16 protein-coding genes are annotated in these 15731 nt (G+C 68.3%); 10 read left to right on the forward strand and 6 right to left on the reverse strand.

Translation table 11 applies throughout. From position 1 onward, the window contains the following. Window positions 1-74: 74 nt before the first annotated feature. The 4 genes from RZ1_RS03805 to RZ1_RS03820 all read left to right on the forward strand — a co-directional run bounded on the left by RZ1_RS03805 (window position 75) and on the right by RZ1_RS03820 (window position 5582). Window positions 75-536 (forward strand): rhodanese-like domain-containing protein, encoded by a 462-nt coding sequence (locus RZ1_RS03805; RefSeq protein WP_072809386.1) that lies wholly within the window; start codon window positions 75-77, stop codon window positions 534-536. A 108-nt stretch (window positions 537-644) separates the two neighbouring features. Then, window positions 645-2156, forward strand: a complete 1512-nt coding sequence (gene lysS, locus RZ1_RS03810; protein WP_072809388.1) for a lysine--tRNA ligase — start codon at window positions 645-647, stop codon at window positions 2154-2156. A gap of 106 nt (window positions 2157-2262) precedes the next feature. Beyond that, entirely contained in the window at window positions 2263-2625 is a 363-nt protein-coding gene (locus RZ1_RS03815; RefSeq protein ID WP_072809390.1) for a histone-like nucleoid-structuring protein Lsr2, read from the forward strand. A gap of 413 nt (window positions 2626-3038) precedes the next feature. Continuing rightward, window positions 3039-5582, forward strand: a complete 2544-nt coding sequence (locus RZ1_RS03820) for an ATP-dependent Clp protease ATP-binding subunit (protein WP_072809392.1) — start codon at window positions 3039-3041, stop codon at window positions 5580-5582. A 72-nt stretch (window positions 5583-5654) separates the two neighbouring features. Here RZ1_RS03820 and RZ1_RS03825 read toward each other — a convergent pair whose 3' ends face one another. Continuing rightward, the gene (locus RZ1_RS03825; protein WP_072809393.1) at window positions 5655-6251 is read right to left on the reverse strand and encodes a TIGR03086 family metal-binding protein; all 597 of its coding nucleotides are present in this window, start codon (window positions 6249-6251) and stop codon (window positions 5655-5657) included. A gap of 148 nt (window positions 6252-6399) precedes the next feature. Between RZ1_RS03825 and RZ1_RS03830 the strand changes: the two genes are divergently transcribed. Both RZ1_RS03830 and RZ1_RS03835 read left to right on the forward strand, forming a co-directional pair. After that, on the forward strand, window positions 6400-6837 hold the full coding sequence (locus RZ1_RS03830) for an OsmC family peroxiredoxin (RefSeq protein ID WP_072809395.1): 438 nt from the start codon (window positions 6400-6402) through the stop codon (window positions 6835-6837). Between the two features lie 46 nt (window positions 6838-6883). After that, a complete protein-coding gene (locus RZ1_RS03835) occupies window positions 6884-7591 on the forward strand; it encodes a DsbA family oxidoreductase (RefSeq protein ID WP_072809396.1) in 708 nt (235 codons plus the stop codon). Between the two features lie 72 nt (window positions 7592-7663). Here RZ1_RS03835 and RZ1_RS03840 read toward each other — a convergent pair whose 3' ends face one another. After that, window positions 7664-7969, reverse strand: coding sequence for an antibiotic biosynthesis monooxygenase family protein (locus RZ1_RS03840; protein WP_068155559.1), 306 nt, complete (start codon window positions 7967-7969; stop codon window positions 7664-7666). A gap of 32 nt (window positions 7970-8001) precedes the next feature. On the opposite strand from RZ1_RS03840, the gene RZ1_RS03845 reads away from it, so the two are divergent. Next, complete coding sequence (locus RZ1_RS03845; protein WP_072809437.1) at window positions 8002-8763, forward strand: alpha/beta fold hydrolase; 762 nt, start codon at window positions 8002-8004, stop codon at window positions 8761-8763. Here the strand turns inward: RZ1_RS03845 and RZ1_RS03850 are convergent. Then, window positions 8706-9644, reverse strand: coding sequence for an iron-sulfur binding domain-containing protein (locus RZ1_RS03850; protein WP_072809398.1), 939 nt, complete (start codon window positions 9642-9644; stop codon window positions 8706-8708). The genes RZ1_RS03845 and RZ1_RS03850 overlap by 58 nt on opposite strands. Window positions 9645-9739: 95 nt before the next feature. Between RZ1_RS03850 and RZ1_RS03855 the strand changes: the two genes are divergently transcribed. Both RZ1_RS03855 and RZ1_RS03860 read left to right on the forward strand, forming a co-directional pair. Continuing rightward, window positions 9740-10357 carry a carbonic anhydrase gene (locus RZ1_RS03855; RefSeq protein ID WP_072809400.1) on the forward strand — a complete coding sequence of 206 codons (618 nt, stop codon included), beginning with the start codon at window positions 9740-9742 and terminating at the stop codon, window positions 10355-10357. Between the two features lie 104 nt (window positions 10358-10461). Continuing rightward, window positions 10462-11166, forward strand: a complete 705-nt coding sequence (locus RZ1_RS03860) for a hypothetical protein (protein WP_072809401.1) — start codon at window positions 10462-10464, stop codon at window positions 11164-11166. Window positions 11167-11175: 9 nt separating this feature from the next. Here the strand turns inward: RZ1_RS03860 and disA are convergent, their stop codons facing one another. Then, the gene (disA, locus tag RZ1_RS03865) at window positions 11176-12258 is read right to left on the reverse strand and encodes a DNA integrity scanning diadenylate cyclase DisA (protein ID WP_072809403.1); all 1083 of its coding nucleotides are present in this window, start codon (window positions 12256-12258) and stop codon (window positions 11176-11178) included. A gap of 96 nt (window positions 12259-12354) precedes the next feature. Between disA and RZ1_RS03870 the strand changes: the two genes are divergently transcribed. Next, a complete protein-coding gene (locus RZ1_RS03870; protein WP_072809405.1) occupies window positions 12355-12915 on the forward strand; it encodes a PaaI family thioesterase in 561 nt (186 codons plus the stop codon). Window positions 12916-12922: 7 nt separating this feature from the next. On the opposite strand, the gene dinB is transcribed toward RZ1_RS03870, so the two are convergent. Both dinB and radA read right to left on the reverse strand, forming a co-directional pair. Next, window positions 12923-14176, reverse strand: coding sequence for a DNA polymerase IV (dinB, locus tag RZ1_RS03875; RefSeq protein WP_072809406.1), 1254 nt, complete (start codon window positions 14174-14176; stop codon window positions 12923-12925). An 84-nt stretch (window positions 14177-14260) separates the two neighbouring features. After that, window positions 14261-15649 (reverse strand): DNA repair protein RadA, encoded by a 1389-nt coding sequence (gene radA / locus RZ1_RS03880; RefSeq protein WP_072809408.1) that lies wholly within the window; start codon window positions 15647-15649, stop codon window positions 14261-14263. Window positions 15650-15731 lie beyond the last annotated feature (82 nt).

Genomic DNA, 15731 nt, shown 5'->3' on the forward strand with positions numbered 1-15731 from the left:
CTGCATGAGTGCCCAGGAGTGTTGTCGAGGCTGACGTCCGCCTCGATCGATAACACATTCCTGGGAGTTTTCTCATGCGCGCTGCGCTTGCTGTTTCTGCATCTTTCTCCGCTTCCTCTGCTACGGCTTCCGTCGGCGTGTTGCCGCTGACGACAGAGCGGACCTATCCCACCGAGCTCGCCGCCGCCGTGGCCCGTGGCGCCGTCGTCGTCGACATCCGTACCAGCGCCGAGCGCACCGTCCAGGGCACCCTTCCGGGCGCTCTCGCGATCGACTCCTCGTTGTTGACGCGGCGCCTCGACCCGGCCGGGGCCGAGCGGCTGGCTCTCGCTGTCGATCGTGATGTCGAATGGGTCGTCGTGTCCGCGGACGGGCCGCTCGCGCATCGCGCCGTCGCGGCCCTGCAGGAACTCGGCCTGCGTCGCGCGACCGGCCTCGTCGGCGGGTATGCCGCGATCAAGACGGCCGGCCTCGTCGACGCTGTCACCCGCGCGCAGCACATCGCGGACGACGTGGCCCGCGTCACGGCGCATTGAAATTCCGCTCACGATTGGACCGAGCTCCGCTCCCTGTTGCAGCGGGCTCGCTTCGTCGGAGGAGGTCTGCGGCAGTCGTGCCTGCGGGTTCCGATAGTCTGGTTACCCGTGAGTGATGCCAGCGTTCAGCAGTCCGACGACACCCCCGAGCAGATCCGGGTCCGCCGCGAGAAGCGCGAACGACTCCTGGCGCAGGGCAAGGACGCGTATCCCGTCGTCGTGCCCCGCACCCACACACTTGCAGAGATTCGTGCGAAGTACCCCGAACTCGAACCCGACACCGCCACCGGAGAACAGGTCGGTGTCGCCGGCCGGGTGATGTTCTTCCGCAACACCGGCAAGTTGTGCTTCGCGACGCTGCAGGAGGGCGACGGCACGCAGCTGCAGGTCATGCTGAGTCTGGCCGGTATAGGCGAGGACTCGCTCGCGGCCTGGAAGTCGGATGTGGATCTCGGTGACTTCGTGTTCGTGCACGGCGAGGTGATCAGTTCCCGTCGCGGTGAGCTGAGCGTCATGGCCGACACCTGGCAGATGGCCGCGAAGTCGTTGCGTCCGATGCCTGTCGCGCACAAGGAGATGAGCGAGGAGTCGCGGGTCCGGCAGCGGTACGTCGACCTGATCGTGCGCCCGGAGGCTCGTGAGAACGCGCGGATGCGTGTCGCGGTGGTCCGGGAACTGCGCAATGCGCTCGAGCGCCGGGGCTTCCTCGAGGTCGAGACCCCGATGCTGCAGACGCTGCACGGTGGCGCTGCCGCGCGGCCGTTCGTCACTCATTCGAATGCGCTCGACATGGATCTGTTCCTGCGTATCGCACCGGAGTTGTTCCTCAAGCGCTGCGTCGTCGGTGGAATCGACAAGGTCTTCGAGATCAACCGGAATTTCCGCAACGAGGGCGCCGACTCGACGCATTCCCCGGAATTCTCGATGTTGGAAACGTACGAGGCTTACGGGACCTACGACGATTCGGCGCGCATGATCCGCGAGATGATCCAGGAAGTTGCTTTCGCGGTGTTCGGGTCGTACGTGGTGACCCTCACCGACGGTACCGAGTACGACCTCGGCGGCGAATGGAAGACCCTCGAGATGTATCCGTCGTTGTCCGAGGCGATCGGTACCGACGTCACACCGGACACCACGGTCGGGGAGTTGCTGGCGCTCGCGGAGCGGGTCGGGCTCGAGGTGCCGAAGGACAAGGGATACGGCCACGGCAAGCTCGTGGAGGAATTGTGGGAGCACATGTGCGGCGATCAGCTGTACCAGCCTACGTTCGTTCGCGACTTCCCGGTCGAGACGTCCCCGCTGACCCGCGATCACCGCACTCAGCGCGGCGTGACCGAGAAGTGGGATCTTTATGTGCGCGGATTCGAACTCGCAACCGGATATTCGGAACTGGTGGACCCGGTGATCCAGCGGGAACGTTTCCTCGATCAGGCGCGTCTGGCCGCGGCGGGTGACGACGAGGCGATGGTGCTGGACGAGGATTTCCTCGCGGCGATGGAACAGGGTATGCCGCCCACGACCGGTACCGGTATGGGAATCGATCGGTTGCTCATGGCACTCACCGGACTGGGAATCAGGGAAACCATCCTGTTTCCAATTGTTCGGCCTTCCGCCCGGTAATTCCGCGCCCATACGGGGAATCCGTATTGCCATTGTGTAATTCGCATGTACTCTTGTGCGCGTAGCCGGGGGGCTGAGCGTTTTCATTCGAGAGGATTTGCGGCACATGGCGAAGAAGGTCACCGTCACGCTGATCGACGATGTGGATCAGGAATCGGCGGCGGACGAGACCGTGGAATTCGGGATCGACGGCGTCACCTATGAGATCGATCTGTCCGACGAGAATGCAGCGAAACTGCGCGAGCAATTCGAATTCTGGGCGGAGCACGCCCGCAAGGTGGGCGGTCGGAAGCGTCCGAAAGCAGTTCCGGCCGCTCCGTCCGGGCGGAAGTCTTCGCGGAACGCCACCCCGGATCGGGAGAAGAGCGCCGTCATTCGGGAATGGGCTCGCGAGAACGACTACGCGGTCTCGACGCGCGGACGCATCTCCGCGGAAATTGTCGAGGCGTACAACGAGGCACACGCATAGGCGGCTGCAGGGCCGAAGCGTACGAGCGAGGCGCCACCCGACGTCGTCGGGTGGCGCCTCGCCGTCTCGGTTGTCCGGGGTGGGGTGCGCACAGATCGGTGGCAGGTGGGGGCACCGTCGACCGCGCCCGCCCGCAGGCCGCACGCGGACCCCGCCGGGTTGTTCGCTTCAGGCGTAGAGCTTGCGGAAACGTATGGGCGACGTGCAGCGTTAGCACTCGTGACCGGGTTTCGAAGTTCCGCCGAACGGGGTAGAGGGGAAGCGGGCCGAAACCACGGCAACTAGAGTGTCAAGTGGGGTCGTGGAACCTTCGCCGGTTCGACGACGACTCGAGTGCCGGAGCGAAACGCGGCGGCCGGGTCCGGGACAATCCTCGTACCGGATCCGCCGGCCGGAGAGTGTGAGGGAGTGCGATGTTCGAAAGGTTCACCGATCGCGCGCGGCGCGTCGTCGTCCTGGCTCAGGAAGAGGCCAGGATGCTCAACCACAACTACATCGGCACGGAGCACATCCTCCTCGGCCTCATCCACGAGGGTGAGGGCGTGGCCGCGAAGTCGCTCGAGTCGTTGGGGATCTCGCTCGAAGGCGTGCGTAGCCAGGTCGAGGAGATCATCGGTCAGGGACAGCAGGCGCCGTCCGGGCACATCCCGTTCACGCCCCGTGCCAAGAAGGTCCTCGAGCTGAGCCTGCGCGAGGCACTGCAGCTCGGACACAACTACATCGGTACCGAGCACATCCTGCTCGGCCTGATCCGCGAGGGTGAGGGCGTCGCGGCCCAGGTGCTGGTCAAGCTCGGCGCCGACCTCAACCGTGTGCGTCAGCAGGTCATCCAGCTGCTGTCCGGTTACCAGGGCAAGGAACCCCAGGAGACCGGCACGAGCCGCGGCGAGGCCGGCACCCCGTCGACGTCTCTCGTGCTGGACCAGTTCGGCCGCAACCTTACGCAGGCTGCGCTCGAGGGCAAGCTCGATCCGGTCATCGGCCGCGCGAAGGAAATCGAGCGGGTCATGCAGGTGCTGTCCCGCCGCACCAAGAACAATCCGGTGCTCATCGGCGAACCCGGTGTCGGTAAGACCGCCGTCGTCGAAGGCCTCGCACAGGCCATCGTCAACGGTGAGGTCCCCGAGACCCTCAAGGACAAGCAGCTCTACACGCTCGACCTCGGTTCGCTCGTCGCCGGTTCCCGCTACCGCGGTGACTTCGAGGAACGCCTGAAGAAGGTCCTCAAGGAGATCAACAGCCGCGGCGACATCATCCTGTTCATCGACGAGCTGCACACGCTGGTCGGTGCGGGTGCCGCGGAGGGTGCGATCGATGCCGCGTCGATCCTCAAGCCGAAGCTTGCCCGCGGTGAGCTGCAGACCATCGGCGCGACCACCCTCGACGAGTACCGCAAGTACATCGAGAAGGACGCCGCCCTCGAGCGCCGCTTCCAGCCGGTACAGGTCGGTGAGCCGACGGTCGAGCACACCATCGAGATCCTCAAGGGGCTGCGCGACCGGTACGAGGCGCATCACCGCGTCTCGATCACCGACAAGGCGCTCGTCGCCGCCGCGACCCTCGCGGACCGGTACATCAACGACCGCTTCCTGCCGGACAAGGCCATCGACCTCATCGACGAGGCCGGTGCCCGGATGCGTATCCGCCGGATGACCGCGCCGCCGGACCTGCGCGAGTTCGACGACCGGATCGCCGACGCTCGTCGCGAGAAGGAATCCGCGATCGACGCGCAGGACTTCGAGAAGGCCGCGAGCCTGCGCGACAAGGAGAAGCAGCTCGTCGCGCAGCGCGCGGAGCGGGAGAAGCAGTGGCGTGCCGGTGACCTCGATGTCATCGCGGAGGTCGACGAGGAGCAGATCGCCGAGGTCCTCGCGAACTGGACCGGTATCCCGGTGTTCAAGCTCACCGAGGAGGAGACCACCCGTCTGCTCCGCATGGAGGACGAGCTGCACAAGCGGATCATCGGCCAGGAGGACGCCGTCAAGGCGGTCGCCCGGGCGATCCGTCGTACCCGTGCCGGCCTGAAGGATCCGAAGCGTCCGTCCGGTTCGTTCATCTTCGCCGGCCCGTCCGGCGTCGGTAAGACCGAGCTGTCCAAGGCGCTCGCGAACTTCCTGTTCGGTGAGGACGATGCGCTCATCCAGATCGACATGGGCGAGTTCCACGACCGCTTCACCGCGTCCCGCCTGTTCGGTGCGCCTCCCGGATACGTCGGGTACGAGGAGGGCGGCCAGCTCACCGAGAAGGTGCGCCGCAAGCCGTTCTCCGTCGTCCTGTTCGACGAGATCGAGAAGGCCCACCAGGAGATCTACAACACGCTCCTGCAGGTCCTCGAGGACGGCCGTCTCACCGACGGTCAGGGTCGCACCGTCGACTTCAAGAACACGGTGCTGATCTTCACCTCGAACCTGGGCACCGCCGACATCTCGAAGGCCGTCGGCCTCGGCTTCACGGCCGGTTCCGGCGACCAGTCGAACTACGAGCGGATGAAGAACAAGGTCCACGACGAGCTCAAGAAGCACTTCCGTCCCGAGTTCCTCAACCGTATCGACGACATCATCGTCTTCCACCAGCTGACTCAGGCGCAGATCATCGAGATGGTCGACCTGATGATCGGCCGGGTCGAGGCGCAGTTGAAGAACAAGGACATGGGCATCGAGCTCACCGAGAAGGCGAAGGCGCTGCTTGCCAAGCGGGGCTTCGATCCGGTTCTGGGTGCGCGGCCGCTGCGTCGCACTATCCAGCGCGAGATCGAGGACCAGCTTTCCGAGAAGATCCTCTTCGGTGAGATCGGCCCCGGCCAGATCGTCCTCGTCGACGTCGACGGCTGGGACGGCGAGGGCGCCGGCGAGAACGCGAAGTTCACGTTCACGCCGAGCGAGAAGCCGGCCGAGGTGCCGGACACCCCGGCAGTCGCCCTGGCGAAGACCGTGGAGGGCGAGGCGGAAGCCCAGTAGGGCCTCGGCCACGAGATCGAGCACGACGAACGGGCGGCACCTTCCGGAAGGTGCCGCCCGTTCGCGTTCGTTCTAGCCGCGCCAGGGTGCGCTCTCACGCCCGGCCCAATTGACGAGCCGTTCGGTCGCGCCCGCGTCGTCGGCCGTCGGGACGACCGGACCGAACGGCACGAAGCCGCCGCGGGGAGATTCCGGCAGCGCCTTCTGCATGATCGCGAGCGCGGCCTCCGCCAGAGCGGAGTCGGCTTCCGACGGCTGCCCCGTCGCGACGGCGAGATCCCAGCCGTGCACGAGAACCTCGTTCAGCGAGACCAGCATCGCGGCGCGCCCCGGGAACGTGCCCCACGGCGCGACGACGGCCCGGTCGAGCACCGCGTCGTCGTTCCACACCTGCCAGTAGCGGTCGGCGGTGCCGTCCAGGGTGGCCGGCCAGGCGTCGTCGGCGACACCGGTGATCACCTCGGGTGCGTCGGCCACGCTCTCGCCGAGACCGAGCAGACGCCCGCGCTCGATGGTCGCGGTGAGGTGGCCCATCAGGGCGCGGACATCGAATTCTGTGCACGGGGTGGGACCGGTGAGCTGATCGGGGGTGACTCCGGCGAACAGATCGTGGGCCCATGCCAGCGCGGCATGGAAGAGGGGACGGGGATCGGCTGTCGTGGTTGTCATGCGACCATCGTCGATCGAATTCAGGACAGATTCGGTCCTATTGCACCGTCGGCTTCCGGGGTAATCCGAATCCGGACGCCGATTTCGTTGCCGCAGCGTAGGTTCGGCACCGAAGGCACGGTTCGTATTCGAGTCGAGAGGACGCGCAATGCCCACACGCACCGCACGCACCGCATGGAACGGTGGCCTCCAGGACGGTTCCGGACAGGTGGAACTGAGCAGCTCGGGGCGCGGCACGTTCGACGTGTCGTTCCCGAAGCGCGCCGCGGACGACGCCGACGGCACCACCAGCCCCGAGGAACTGATCGCCGCCGCGCACTCGTCGTGCTTCGCGATGCAGTTGTCCGCGTTGATCGCCGAAGCCGGTGGCACACCGCAGAGCCTGGAGGTGACCGCCGACGTCTCGCTCGGCCCCGATCCGGCCGGCGGATTCCGGCTCACCGGTATCACCTTGACCGTGCGCGGCGAGGTCGACGGGCTCGACGCCGCCGGGTTCGCCGAGGCCGCACAAGCCGCGAAGGCCGGATGCCCGGTGAGCAAGGCGCTGACAGGGGTCGAGATCAGCCTCGACGCCTCGCTGGAGTGACCGGCCGGCGGGAACATCGCGGCGCCGGACGCTGTTGCACCGGCACGTGAGCTTCCAAGAGAACACCGCCCGGATCGAGATCTGGTCCGACATCGCCTGCCCGTGGTGCTACATCGGAAAGCGGCGCTTCGCCCAGGCACTGGACGAATTCGAGCACCGCGACCGACTGTCCGTGACCTGGCATTCGTACCAGCTGGCCCCGGACACACCGGTGGGCCTGCGGCGCCCCGAGGTCGACGCGCTCGTCGAGATGAAAGGCATCCCGGCCGAGCAGGTGCGGCAGATGTTCGCGCACGTCGCGAGCGTCGCAGCGGGGGACGGCCTCGACATCGACTTCGACACCGTGATCGCGGCGAACACCTTCGACGCACACCGGCTGCTGCACCTGGCAGGTGAACGACGTGACGCAGTGCTCGAGGCACTGTTCCGCGCGCACTTCGTCGAGGGCGAGATCGTCGACGACCGAGACACGCTCGTGCGGATCGCCGCGTCGGCAGGTCTCGACCCCGAGGCGGTCCGTGCCGGGCTCGAGGCGGACGCGGGCGCCGACGCGGTACGTGCGGACCTGCTCGAAGCCCGCGCGCTGGGCGTGAGCGGTGTGCCGTTCTTCGTCGCGAACCGAGCGGTCGCGGTGTCGGGTGCACAACCGAAGGAGGTGTTCCTCGCGCTTCTGCAGCGCGCGCTCGAGGACGCCGACACCGCACTCGAAGCGGATCGGGCGGCGGCCTGCGACACCGACGGTTGCACCATCTGATCGTCGCCCACCGACAGGACAGCCGCGCGCGTGAGGACGCGCGCGGCTGTCGTGTGGTTCAGCGGATGTGGGTCAGGACTTCTTGACGTCCAGGACGACCTCGAATTCGAGCAACGAGGCACCGGTCGCGACCGGCTTCTTCGCTTCACCGGCGTGGGCGGCACGGGCGTCGCCGTCGCGCCACGCCGCGAACGCCTCCTCGGACTCCCACTGCGTCACCACGAAGTAGCGGTTCTCGCCCGCGGTGGGGCGCAGCAGCTGGAAACCCAGGAATCCGGGCGACTTGTCCACGGTGCCCGCGCGATTCGCGAATCGCTTCTCCAGTTCGGGGCCGGCGCCCTCGGGGACCTCGATTGCGTTGATCTTCACGACTGCCATGGCGGCGAGCCTACTCCGCTACCTTGTCGGGTGTGTTGCACGACGAAGGTGGTTCCGGACGACCGATCCTGCTGCTGCACGGGTTGATGGGCAGCGCCCGAACATGGCGGCGACACGTGCCGTGGCTGCGCGGCCACGGGCACGTCCACACGTTCGACGCCGCCGCCCACGGGCGCCCCGCCCCGGACGAGCTGACCACCGAGGCGTTCGTGGCCGATCTGGCCCGGCACCTCGACGACGCCGGGTTCGACGAGCCTCTCGTCGTCATCGGGCATTCGATGGGTGCGCTGCACGCCTGGTGCCTGGCCGCCGCGCATCCGGACCGGGTCGCTGCTCTCGTCCTCGAGGACATGGCCCCGGACTTCCGTGGCCGCACCGCGGCGGACTGGGCCGCCGTGATCGGCGCGTGGCCGCAGCCGTTCCGCACCGAGGCCGCCGTCCACGACTATTTCGGGCCGGTCGCCGGGCAGTACTTCCTCGATTCGTTCGATCGGCGTGAGGACGGTTGGTATCTGCACGGCGATGTCGCGACCTTCCGTGACATTTCCGAGGAGTGGGGCACCCGGCACTTCTGGGACGAATGGCGTGCGGTGCAGGTCCCGGCGCTGCTGGTCGAGGGGGAGTTCACGATCACCCCGGAAGGGCAGATGCGGCGCATGCAGGACGAGCGTCCCGGCACCGGTTACGTGCGTGTCGCCGGCGCCGGTCATCTCGTGCACGACGACCGGCCCGGCGACTACCGGGCCGCGGTCGAGGCCTTCCTCGAAACGCTGGACCGGCCGGGTTCGGCCTGATCGCCCTCGCCCTCGCCGGCCAGGGCGAACCGCCCGTCGTCGGTCTGCTCGACGAGCCCGTCGACGAGCAGCGAATGCAGCGCGCGGTCGCGTTGACCCGGGTCGACGAGCCACACCACGTCGAGTGCCGCCCGCTCGACCGGGACGTCGCTTTCCCGCAGCACCGCCATCAGCTTGCCGCGTACCTGCCGGTCCGTCCCGGCGAACTTCTGCACCTTCTTCGGCGGGCCGTCGTGGGCGGGACTGCCGGCCCCGAGCCACGCGCAACTCGGCAGCGGACAGCGCCCGCATTCGGGGGAGCGGGCGGTGCAGACGGTCGCACCGAGTTCCATGAGTGCCGCGGAGAACGTCGCGGCCCGCGACCGGGTGCGCGGCAGCAGGATCTCGACGTCCGCGAGGTCGCGGGTGGTCGACGGATTCCCCGGTTCGGCCCGGCCGTGCATGGCCCGGGCGACGACGCGCCGCACGTTGGTGTCGACGACCGGCACCCGCTGCCCATATGCGAAACACGCGACCGCCCGCGCGGTGTACGCGCCGATGCCGGGCAGTCCCAGGAGCGTGTCGACGTCCGCCGGAACCACGTCACCGTGCTCGGCGGCGAGGACCCCGGCACATTCGTGCAGGCGCAGTGCGCGCCGCGGATAGCCGAGCTTGCCCCAGGCGCGCAGCACATCGGCCTGGCTCGACGCCGCCATCAGCGACGGCACCGGCCAACGCTGCACCCACTGCTCCCAGATCGGCGCGACCCGAGCCACGGGTGTCTGCTGAAGCATCACTTCCGACATGAGGATCTGCCAGCCGGTGACGTCCTCGCGTCGCCACGGAAGATCCCGCGCTTCGGCGGTGTACCAGCGCAGCAGTGCGCTCGCATCGACGGCCATCTCACACGTCCTCCTGTCGGGATGTCGGGGTGTTTTTCCCGGCCGGTAACCCCACCGAGCGTTCTGCGTCACGCTTCCGGGTGAATAATGGCGTCATGCCCAATTCGAATCCCATCGCCGCTTGGAAGGCCCTGACCGAGGGTAACGAGCGGTTCGTGTCCGGTACCCCGCAGCACCCCAGCCAGGGCATCGATCGACGCGCCGAACTCGTCAACGGCCAGTACCCCACCACCGTTCTGTTCGGTTGCGGCGACTCCCGCGTGGCCGCAGAGATCATCTTCGACCAGGGTCTGGGCGACATGTTCGTCGTGCGCACCGCCGGTCATGTCATCGACAGCTCGGTCCTCGGTTCCATCGAGTACGCCGTGGCAATCCTCGAGGTTCCGTTGATCGTGGTGCTCGGCCACGACAGCTGCGGTGCCGTCGGGGCAACCCTGAAGGCGCTCGACGACGGCGAGATCCCGTCCGGGTTCATCCGCAGCATCGTCGAGCGGGTGGCCCCGTCCATCCTGATCGGCCGCAGGGAAGGCCTCACCACGGTGGACGAGCTGGAGGGAGCGCACGTCGTGGAGACCGGAAAGCTCCTCGCCGAGCGTTCGCAGATCATCGCCGAACGAATCGCCGACGGCCGCTGTGCAATCGTGGGCGTGACGTACAAGCTCAACGACGGCCACGTGCAGCTGCAGGGCCACATCGGCGATATCGGCGCCTGATCGGTTCGGTGCGGTCGCGGTCGGGCATCGTTGTGACGGTCGACTGACGCGACACGCCGACCTCGGTGTGGCAACGGCCCGAACCTGCACCTACCGTGTGAGGCGTGCTTGAACCGAACGGGCCGCTGCCCCCTGAGATCTACTGGCGCCGCCGCGCGCTCGCCGTCGGTGTCGGCCTGGTCGTACTGGCATTGGTCGTGTGGCTGGTACTGGCACTGACCGGTGGCGGCGACGATCCGGAGGCGGAGAATACGGCCGCCGAGGTCACGTCGACGACGGCGACCCCGGCGACCACCGCCGCCGACGCCACCGCCGAGGCATCCGCAGCAGGATCCGGCGGTGGTACGGCGTCGGGGACGGGAACCTCCTCGCCCCAAACCACCGGATCGGGTACGACCGTGGCGCCGGTCGCCGCGGGGCAGTGCCCCGACCAGTCGCTCGCAGTCCGGGTCACCGCGGATCAGCCGAACTATCGCATCGGCAACGAACCCGCGTTCACCATCGTCATCACCAACATCGGCACCGTCCAGTGCGAGCGTGACCTCGGCGCAGGACTGCAGCAGGTGATGGTCTACAGCCTCGACGGGGCGACACGCTTGTGGTCGAACACCGACTGCTTCCCGGAGTCGACCGCCGACGTGCGCACGCTCGCGCCGGGCGACCAAGCGGCGTTTTCGGTGAAGTGGTCCGGCACCACGTCGGCCCCCGGCTGCCAGCAGCCGCGCGAGCCGGTCGGTCCGGGCGCGTACAGCGTCGTCGGTCAGCTCGGCGGGCTGCGGAGCACCCCGGAACCGTTCAACATCGCCTGATCGCGGTTCTCAGTCGAAGGGACCGTTGATGGATGCCTCCGCGAGGCGCGAGAGTCCTTCGCGGATGTACCGGGCCCACAGGGCGCCGATGCCGTCGACGGACTGAATGTCCGCGGCGGTCGCCGCGAGCAGGCCCTGCAGTGTCCCGAACGATCCGACCAACCGGTGGATCTGTGCGGTCTGCAGCCGCGGCACCCGGTGCAGGACCCGGTATCCGCGTGGGCTCATCGCCGTGTCGAGCGCCTCGATCGTCCCCGGATATCCGAAGGCGCGTGCCAGGACGGTCAGATCCAGCAGGTCGACGTCGGTCAGCCGGCCGAGCACCTCGAGGGTGTGTTCGACGTCGGTGGACGACGGCGACTCGATTCCGGCGAGATAGTCGCGGACGATGAGCTGCCGCGCGAGCTGGTTGTCGCCGACGAGTTCCTCGAGCTGCAGCGCGAGCTGGCGGCCGTCGGTGCCGAGTTCGAGCACGTCCTGTTCGATCTCCACCGATACGCGATGCATCATCTCGAGCCGCTGGGCGACGGTCAGCGCGTCGCGCAGCGTCACGAAGTCCTCGATCTCCACGACGGACAGCTGGCGGGTGACCTCGTCCAGCCGGGCCTTGTACCGCTCGAGCGTCGCGACCGCCTGATTGGCGCGCGACAGGATCGTCGCGGAATCGTTGATGACGTGCCGGTGTCCGGCCACGTACACACTCACGATGCTCATCGACTGGCTCACCGACACCACCGGGTAGCCGGTTTCGATCGCGGTGCGTTCGGCCGCGCGGTGCCGGGTCCCGGACTCGACGGTCGGGATGCGGTGGTCCGGCACCAATTGCACGTTGGCGCGCACGATGCGGCTTCCGTCGGTGGAGACGACCACGGCGCCGTCCATCTTCGACAGTTCGCGCAGCCGGGTCGGCGCGAACTCGACGTCGAGTTCGAAACCGCCGTCGCACAAGGCCTCGACCCGCTCGTCGAAACCGAGGACGATCAGGCCGCCGGTCCGGCCGCGCAGGATCCGTTCGAGCCCGTCGCGCAATGCCGTGCCGGGGGCCAGGCGGGCGATCGTGTCGCGCAACGTCGCGGACGACACGTCGGTCATACCTTGCTCCTCCCTTGTCCGGCCGATGCGGCGGCAATCACATTTGCACGGTCTACCCGGCGGAGGCAGCCGAACGCGGAACTACATTACTTCGTCATGAGTGGTACTTGGACGTTGCCCGATGACCTCGTTCTCCCGGAGATCCCCGAGAACCATCCCCGGCCGGGCGAGACGCTGCCGCAGCACTGGAGCAAGTGCTTCGGATGCGGTGACGACCAGCCGAGCGGGATGAAGATGCACTGCACGGTCGGGGACGGGCTCGAGGTGCACGGCCGGCTCGACGTCGCCACCCACTACCAGGGCGGACCGGGCTTCATCCACGGCGGCATCCTGACCACCGCGTTCGACGAGGTTCAGGGCATGGCGTGCATGGTGCTGCAGCGTCCGGTCGTCACCGGCCACCTCCAGGTCGATTTCGCGCGACCGATTCCGCTCGGATCGGTGCTCGAGTTCCGTGCCCGACTGGACGGTACGGTGCGCCGCAAGGTGTACACGAGTGCGGAGGCGCGCATCGTCGACGGGCCGATGGCCGATCCCGACGTGGTCGTCGCAACTTCCCGGGGGTTGTTCCTCACGGTCGACTTCGAGCACTTCGAGCAGGCCAAGGAGTTCGTCGACGGCGTCCCGGCCTCGCCGCACGGCACGTCGTCGGTGTAGGGCCCGGTCAATCGGGTAGGAGCGGCACGCCGGGACGGTGATCGCGGCCGAGGAGCGTCGCGGACGTCACGGACCCGGATCCGAATCGGTTGCGGAGATCGTCGAGCACCGCGTCGAGGGCGTGCCGGTCGATCGGCCGGTGGGTGACCACCTCGCCCGTCGGTGCGGCCACCCCGCTGTGCTGCTCGACGATGTCCTCGAACGGCAGCTCGAGCTGTTCGGTGTCCTCGTCGTCGAGGTTGGTGACCGCGACTCCGACGAGGGTCAGTCCACGAGCGTCGATGAGCGGCCACGCGGTGAACAGCAACCCGAGAGCGGTGTCCCGGACGGTGTCGGTGCGCGCGGTCGCGACCGGCAGCGTGTGTGAGCGCGTGATGCGTGTGTAGTCGGCGAACCGCAGCCGCAGCACGACCGTGCGGCCGAGCCGATCCGCCGCCCGCATTCGGCGGGTGACCTTCTCGACGAGCAGCACGAGGGTCGCGGCCACGGACTCCGGACTGTGGTAGCCGCGTCCGAGGGCGTGCTGGGCGCCCAACGAGCGGCGTCGCCGGCGGGACCGGACGGGGCGAGGATCGAACCCGCGGGCCAGCGCGTGCAGATGGCGGCCGGTCGCCTTCCCGAGCAGGGACACCAGGTCGGTTTCGCTGTGACTCGCGACGTCGGCGACGCGGCGGATGCCGTGGGCGTGCAGGGTCGCGGCGGTGACCTTGCCGACACCCCACAGGCGTTCGACGGGCAGCGGATGCAGGAACTGCAGTTCGCCGTCCGGGGGCACGAGCAGCAGTCCGTCCGGTTTCGCGACGCCGCTGGCGACCTTCGCGAGGAACTTGGTGCGCGCGACCCCGACGGTGATCGGCAACCCGACCTGCTCGGCGACCTCGCGGCGCAACCGGCTCGCGATGTCCAGCGGGGTGCCCGCGATCCGACGCAATCCGCCGACGTCCAGGAACGCCTCGTCGATGGAGATGCCCTCGACGAGCGGACTGGTCCGGTCGAAGACGGCGAACACGTCGCGGCTCGCGCGGCTGTAGGCATCCATGCGCGGCGGCACCGAGATCACCCCCGGGCACAGCGCGCGGGCGGCTCGTCCGGGCATCGCCGTCTTTATCCCGTACGACTTCGCCTCGTAGCTCGCGGCGAGCACGACCCCGCCGCCCACGACGACCGGCCGGCCCCGCAGCCACGGGTCGTCGCGCTGCTCCACCGACGCGTAGAACGCGTCGAGGTCGGCATGCAGGATCGTCGCGTCGGACACGAACATATGTTCGCATCCGCCCCCGACAGGGCGAGGAATCTTCACCCGGTCCGACCGAAGATTGGTTCCCGTCACCCGGCGGAGGCGGGTCTAGTTCCGCAGCGCCGCGAGCGCCTGCCCGACGTTGCCCACCTCGGTGGCCTTCACCGACCGTGGCACACCGTCGGTGTCGCGGGGGACCAGTGCGCGGGTGAACCCGAGCCGACCGGCCTCGGCGAGACGTCGCCCCACACCGGACACGCGGCGGACCTCACCGGCGAGGCCGACCTCGCCGAGCAGCACCGTGCCCGCGGGCAGCGGCTGTTCCCGCACCGCCGACGCGACCGCGAGTGCGAGCGCGAGGTCCGCGGACGGGTCGGTGATCCGCATGCCGCCGACCGTCGACGCGTACACGTCGGACTTGCCCAGCGGGATCCGGCAGTGACGTTCCAGCACCGCGAGGACCATCGCCACCCGCGCCGAGTCGAGCCCGCTGACCGCTCGCCGCGGCGACGGATTGTTCGTCGGAACCACGAGCGCCTGCAGCTCGCCGAGCAGCGGACGTTTGCCGTCCATGGTCACGGTGATCGCGGTTCCGGCGACCTCGTCGGTGCGGTGCTGAAGGAACAGGCCTGAGGGGTCGCTGACTCCGGCGATGCCGTCCTCGGACAGTTCGAAGCAGCCGACCTCGTCGGCGGCCCCGAAACGGTTCTTGACGCCGCGCACCATGCGCAGCGTCGAATGCTTGTCGCCCTCGAAGTGCAGCACGACGTCGACGAGATGTTCGAGCGACCGCGGCCCGGCGACCGCGCCGTCCTTGGTGACGTGACCGATCAGCAGCACCGGGACGCCGCTGGCCTTGGCGAGCGAGGTCAGGGCGCTGGTGACGGCACGAACCTGGGTGACGCCCCCGGAAACGCCGTCGACGTCGGCGGCGAGCATGGTCTGAACGGAGTCGACGACCAGCAGCGTCGGCTTCACCTGCTCGACGTGACCGAAGATCGTCGCGAGATCGGATTCGGCGGCGAGGAACACCCGCTCGTGCACCGAGCCGGTGCGATCGGCGCGCAGCCGCACCTGACCGGCGGATTCCTCCCCGGTGACATACAACGAGCGGTCCTCGGAACTGCGTTGTGCCCAGCGGTGCACGACCTCGAGCAGCAGCGTGGATTTGCCGACGCCGGGCTCGCCGGCGAGCAGTACGACCGACCCCGGCACCACACCGCCGCCGAGCACCCGGTCCAGCTCGGAGATCCCGGTCGGCTTGGCATGCGTGGCTTTGCCGTCGACAAGCGTCAGCGGCGTGGCGGGTGTGGTGGGCAGGACCGCGGCGGCACCGGCCCGCGCCAGCGATGTTCCCGGGCGCGCGGCGACCGCGGCGGGAACGGCCGCTGTCTCGTCCATCGATCCCCAGGTGCCGCACTCGGGACAACGCCCCACCCACTTCGCAACGGTGTGTGCGCAGTCGCTGCATCGGTAGATCGATTTCGTCTTGGCCACGCGCTGCAGGATAGAGGCGTGGACCGACATCGGTGTTCCACCGAAAGGGACGGGGCCGGGCGAGCATGTGCTCGCCCGGCCC

The sequence above is a fragment of the Rhodococcus zopfii NBRC 100606 = JCM 9919 genome (genome assembly GCF_001895025.1).
Lineage (GTDB): Bacteria > Actinomycetota > Actinomycetes > Mycobacteriales > Mycobacteriaceae > Rhodococcus > Rhodococcus zopfii.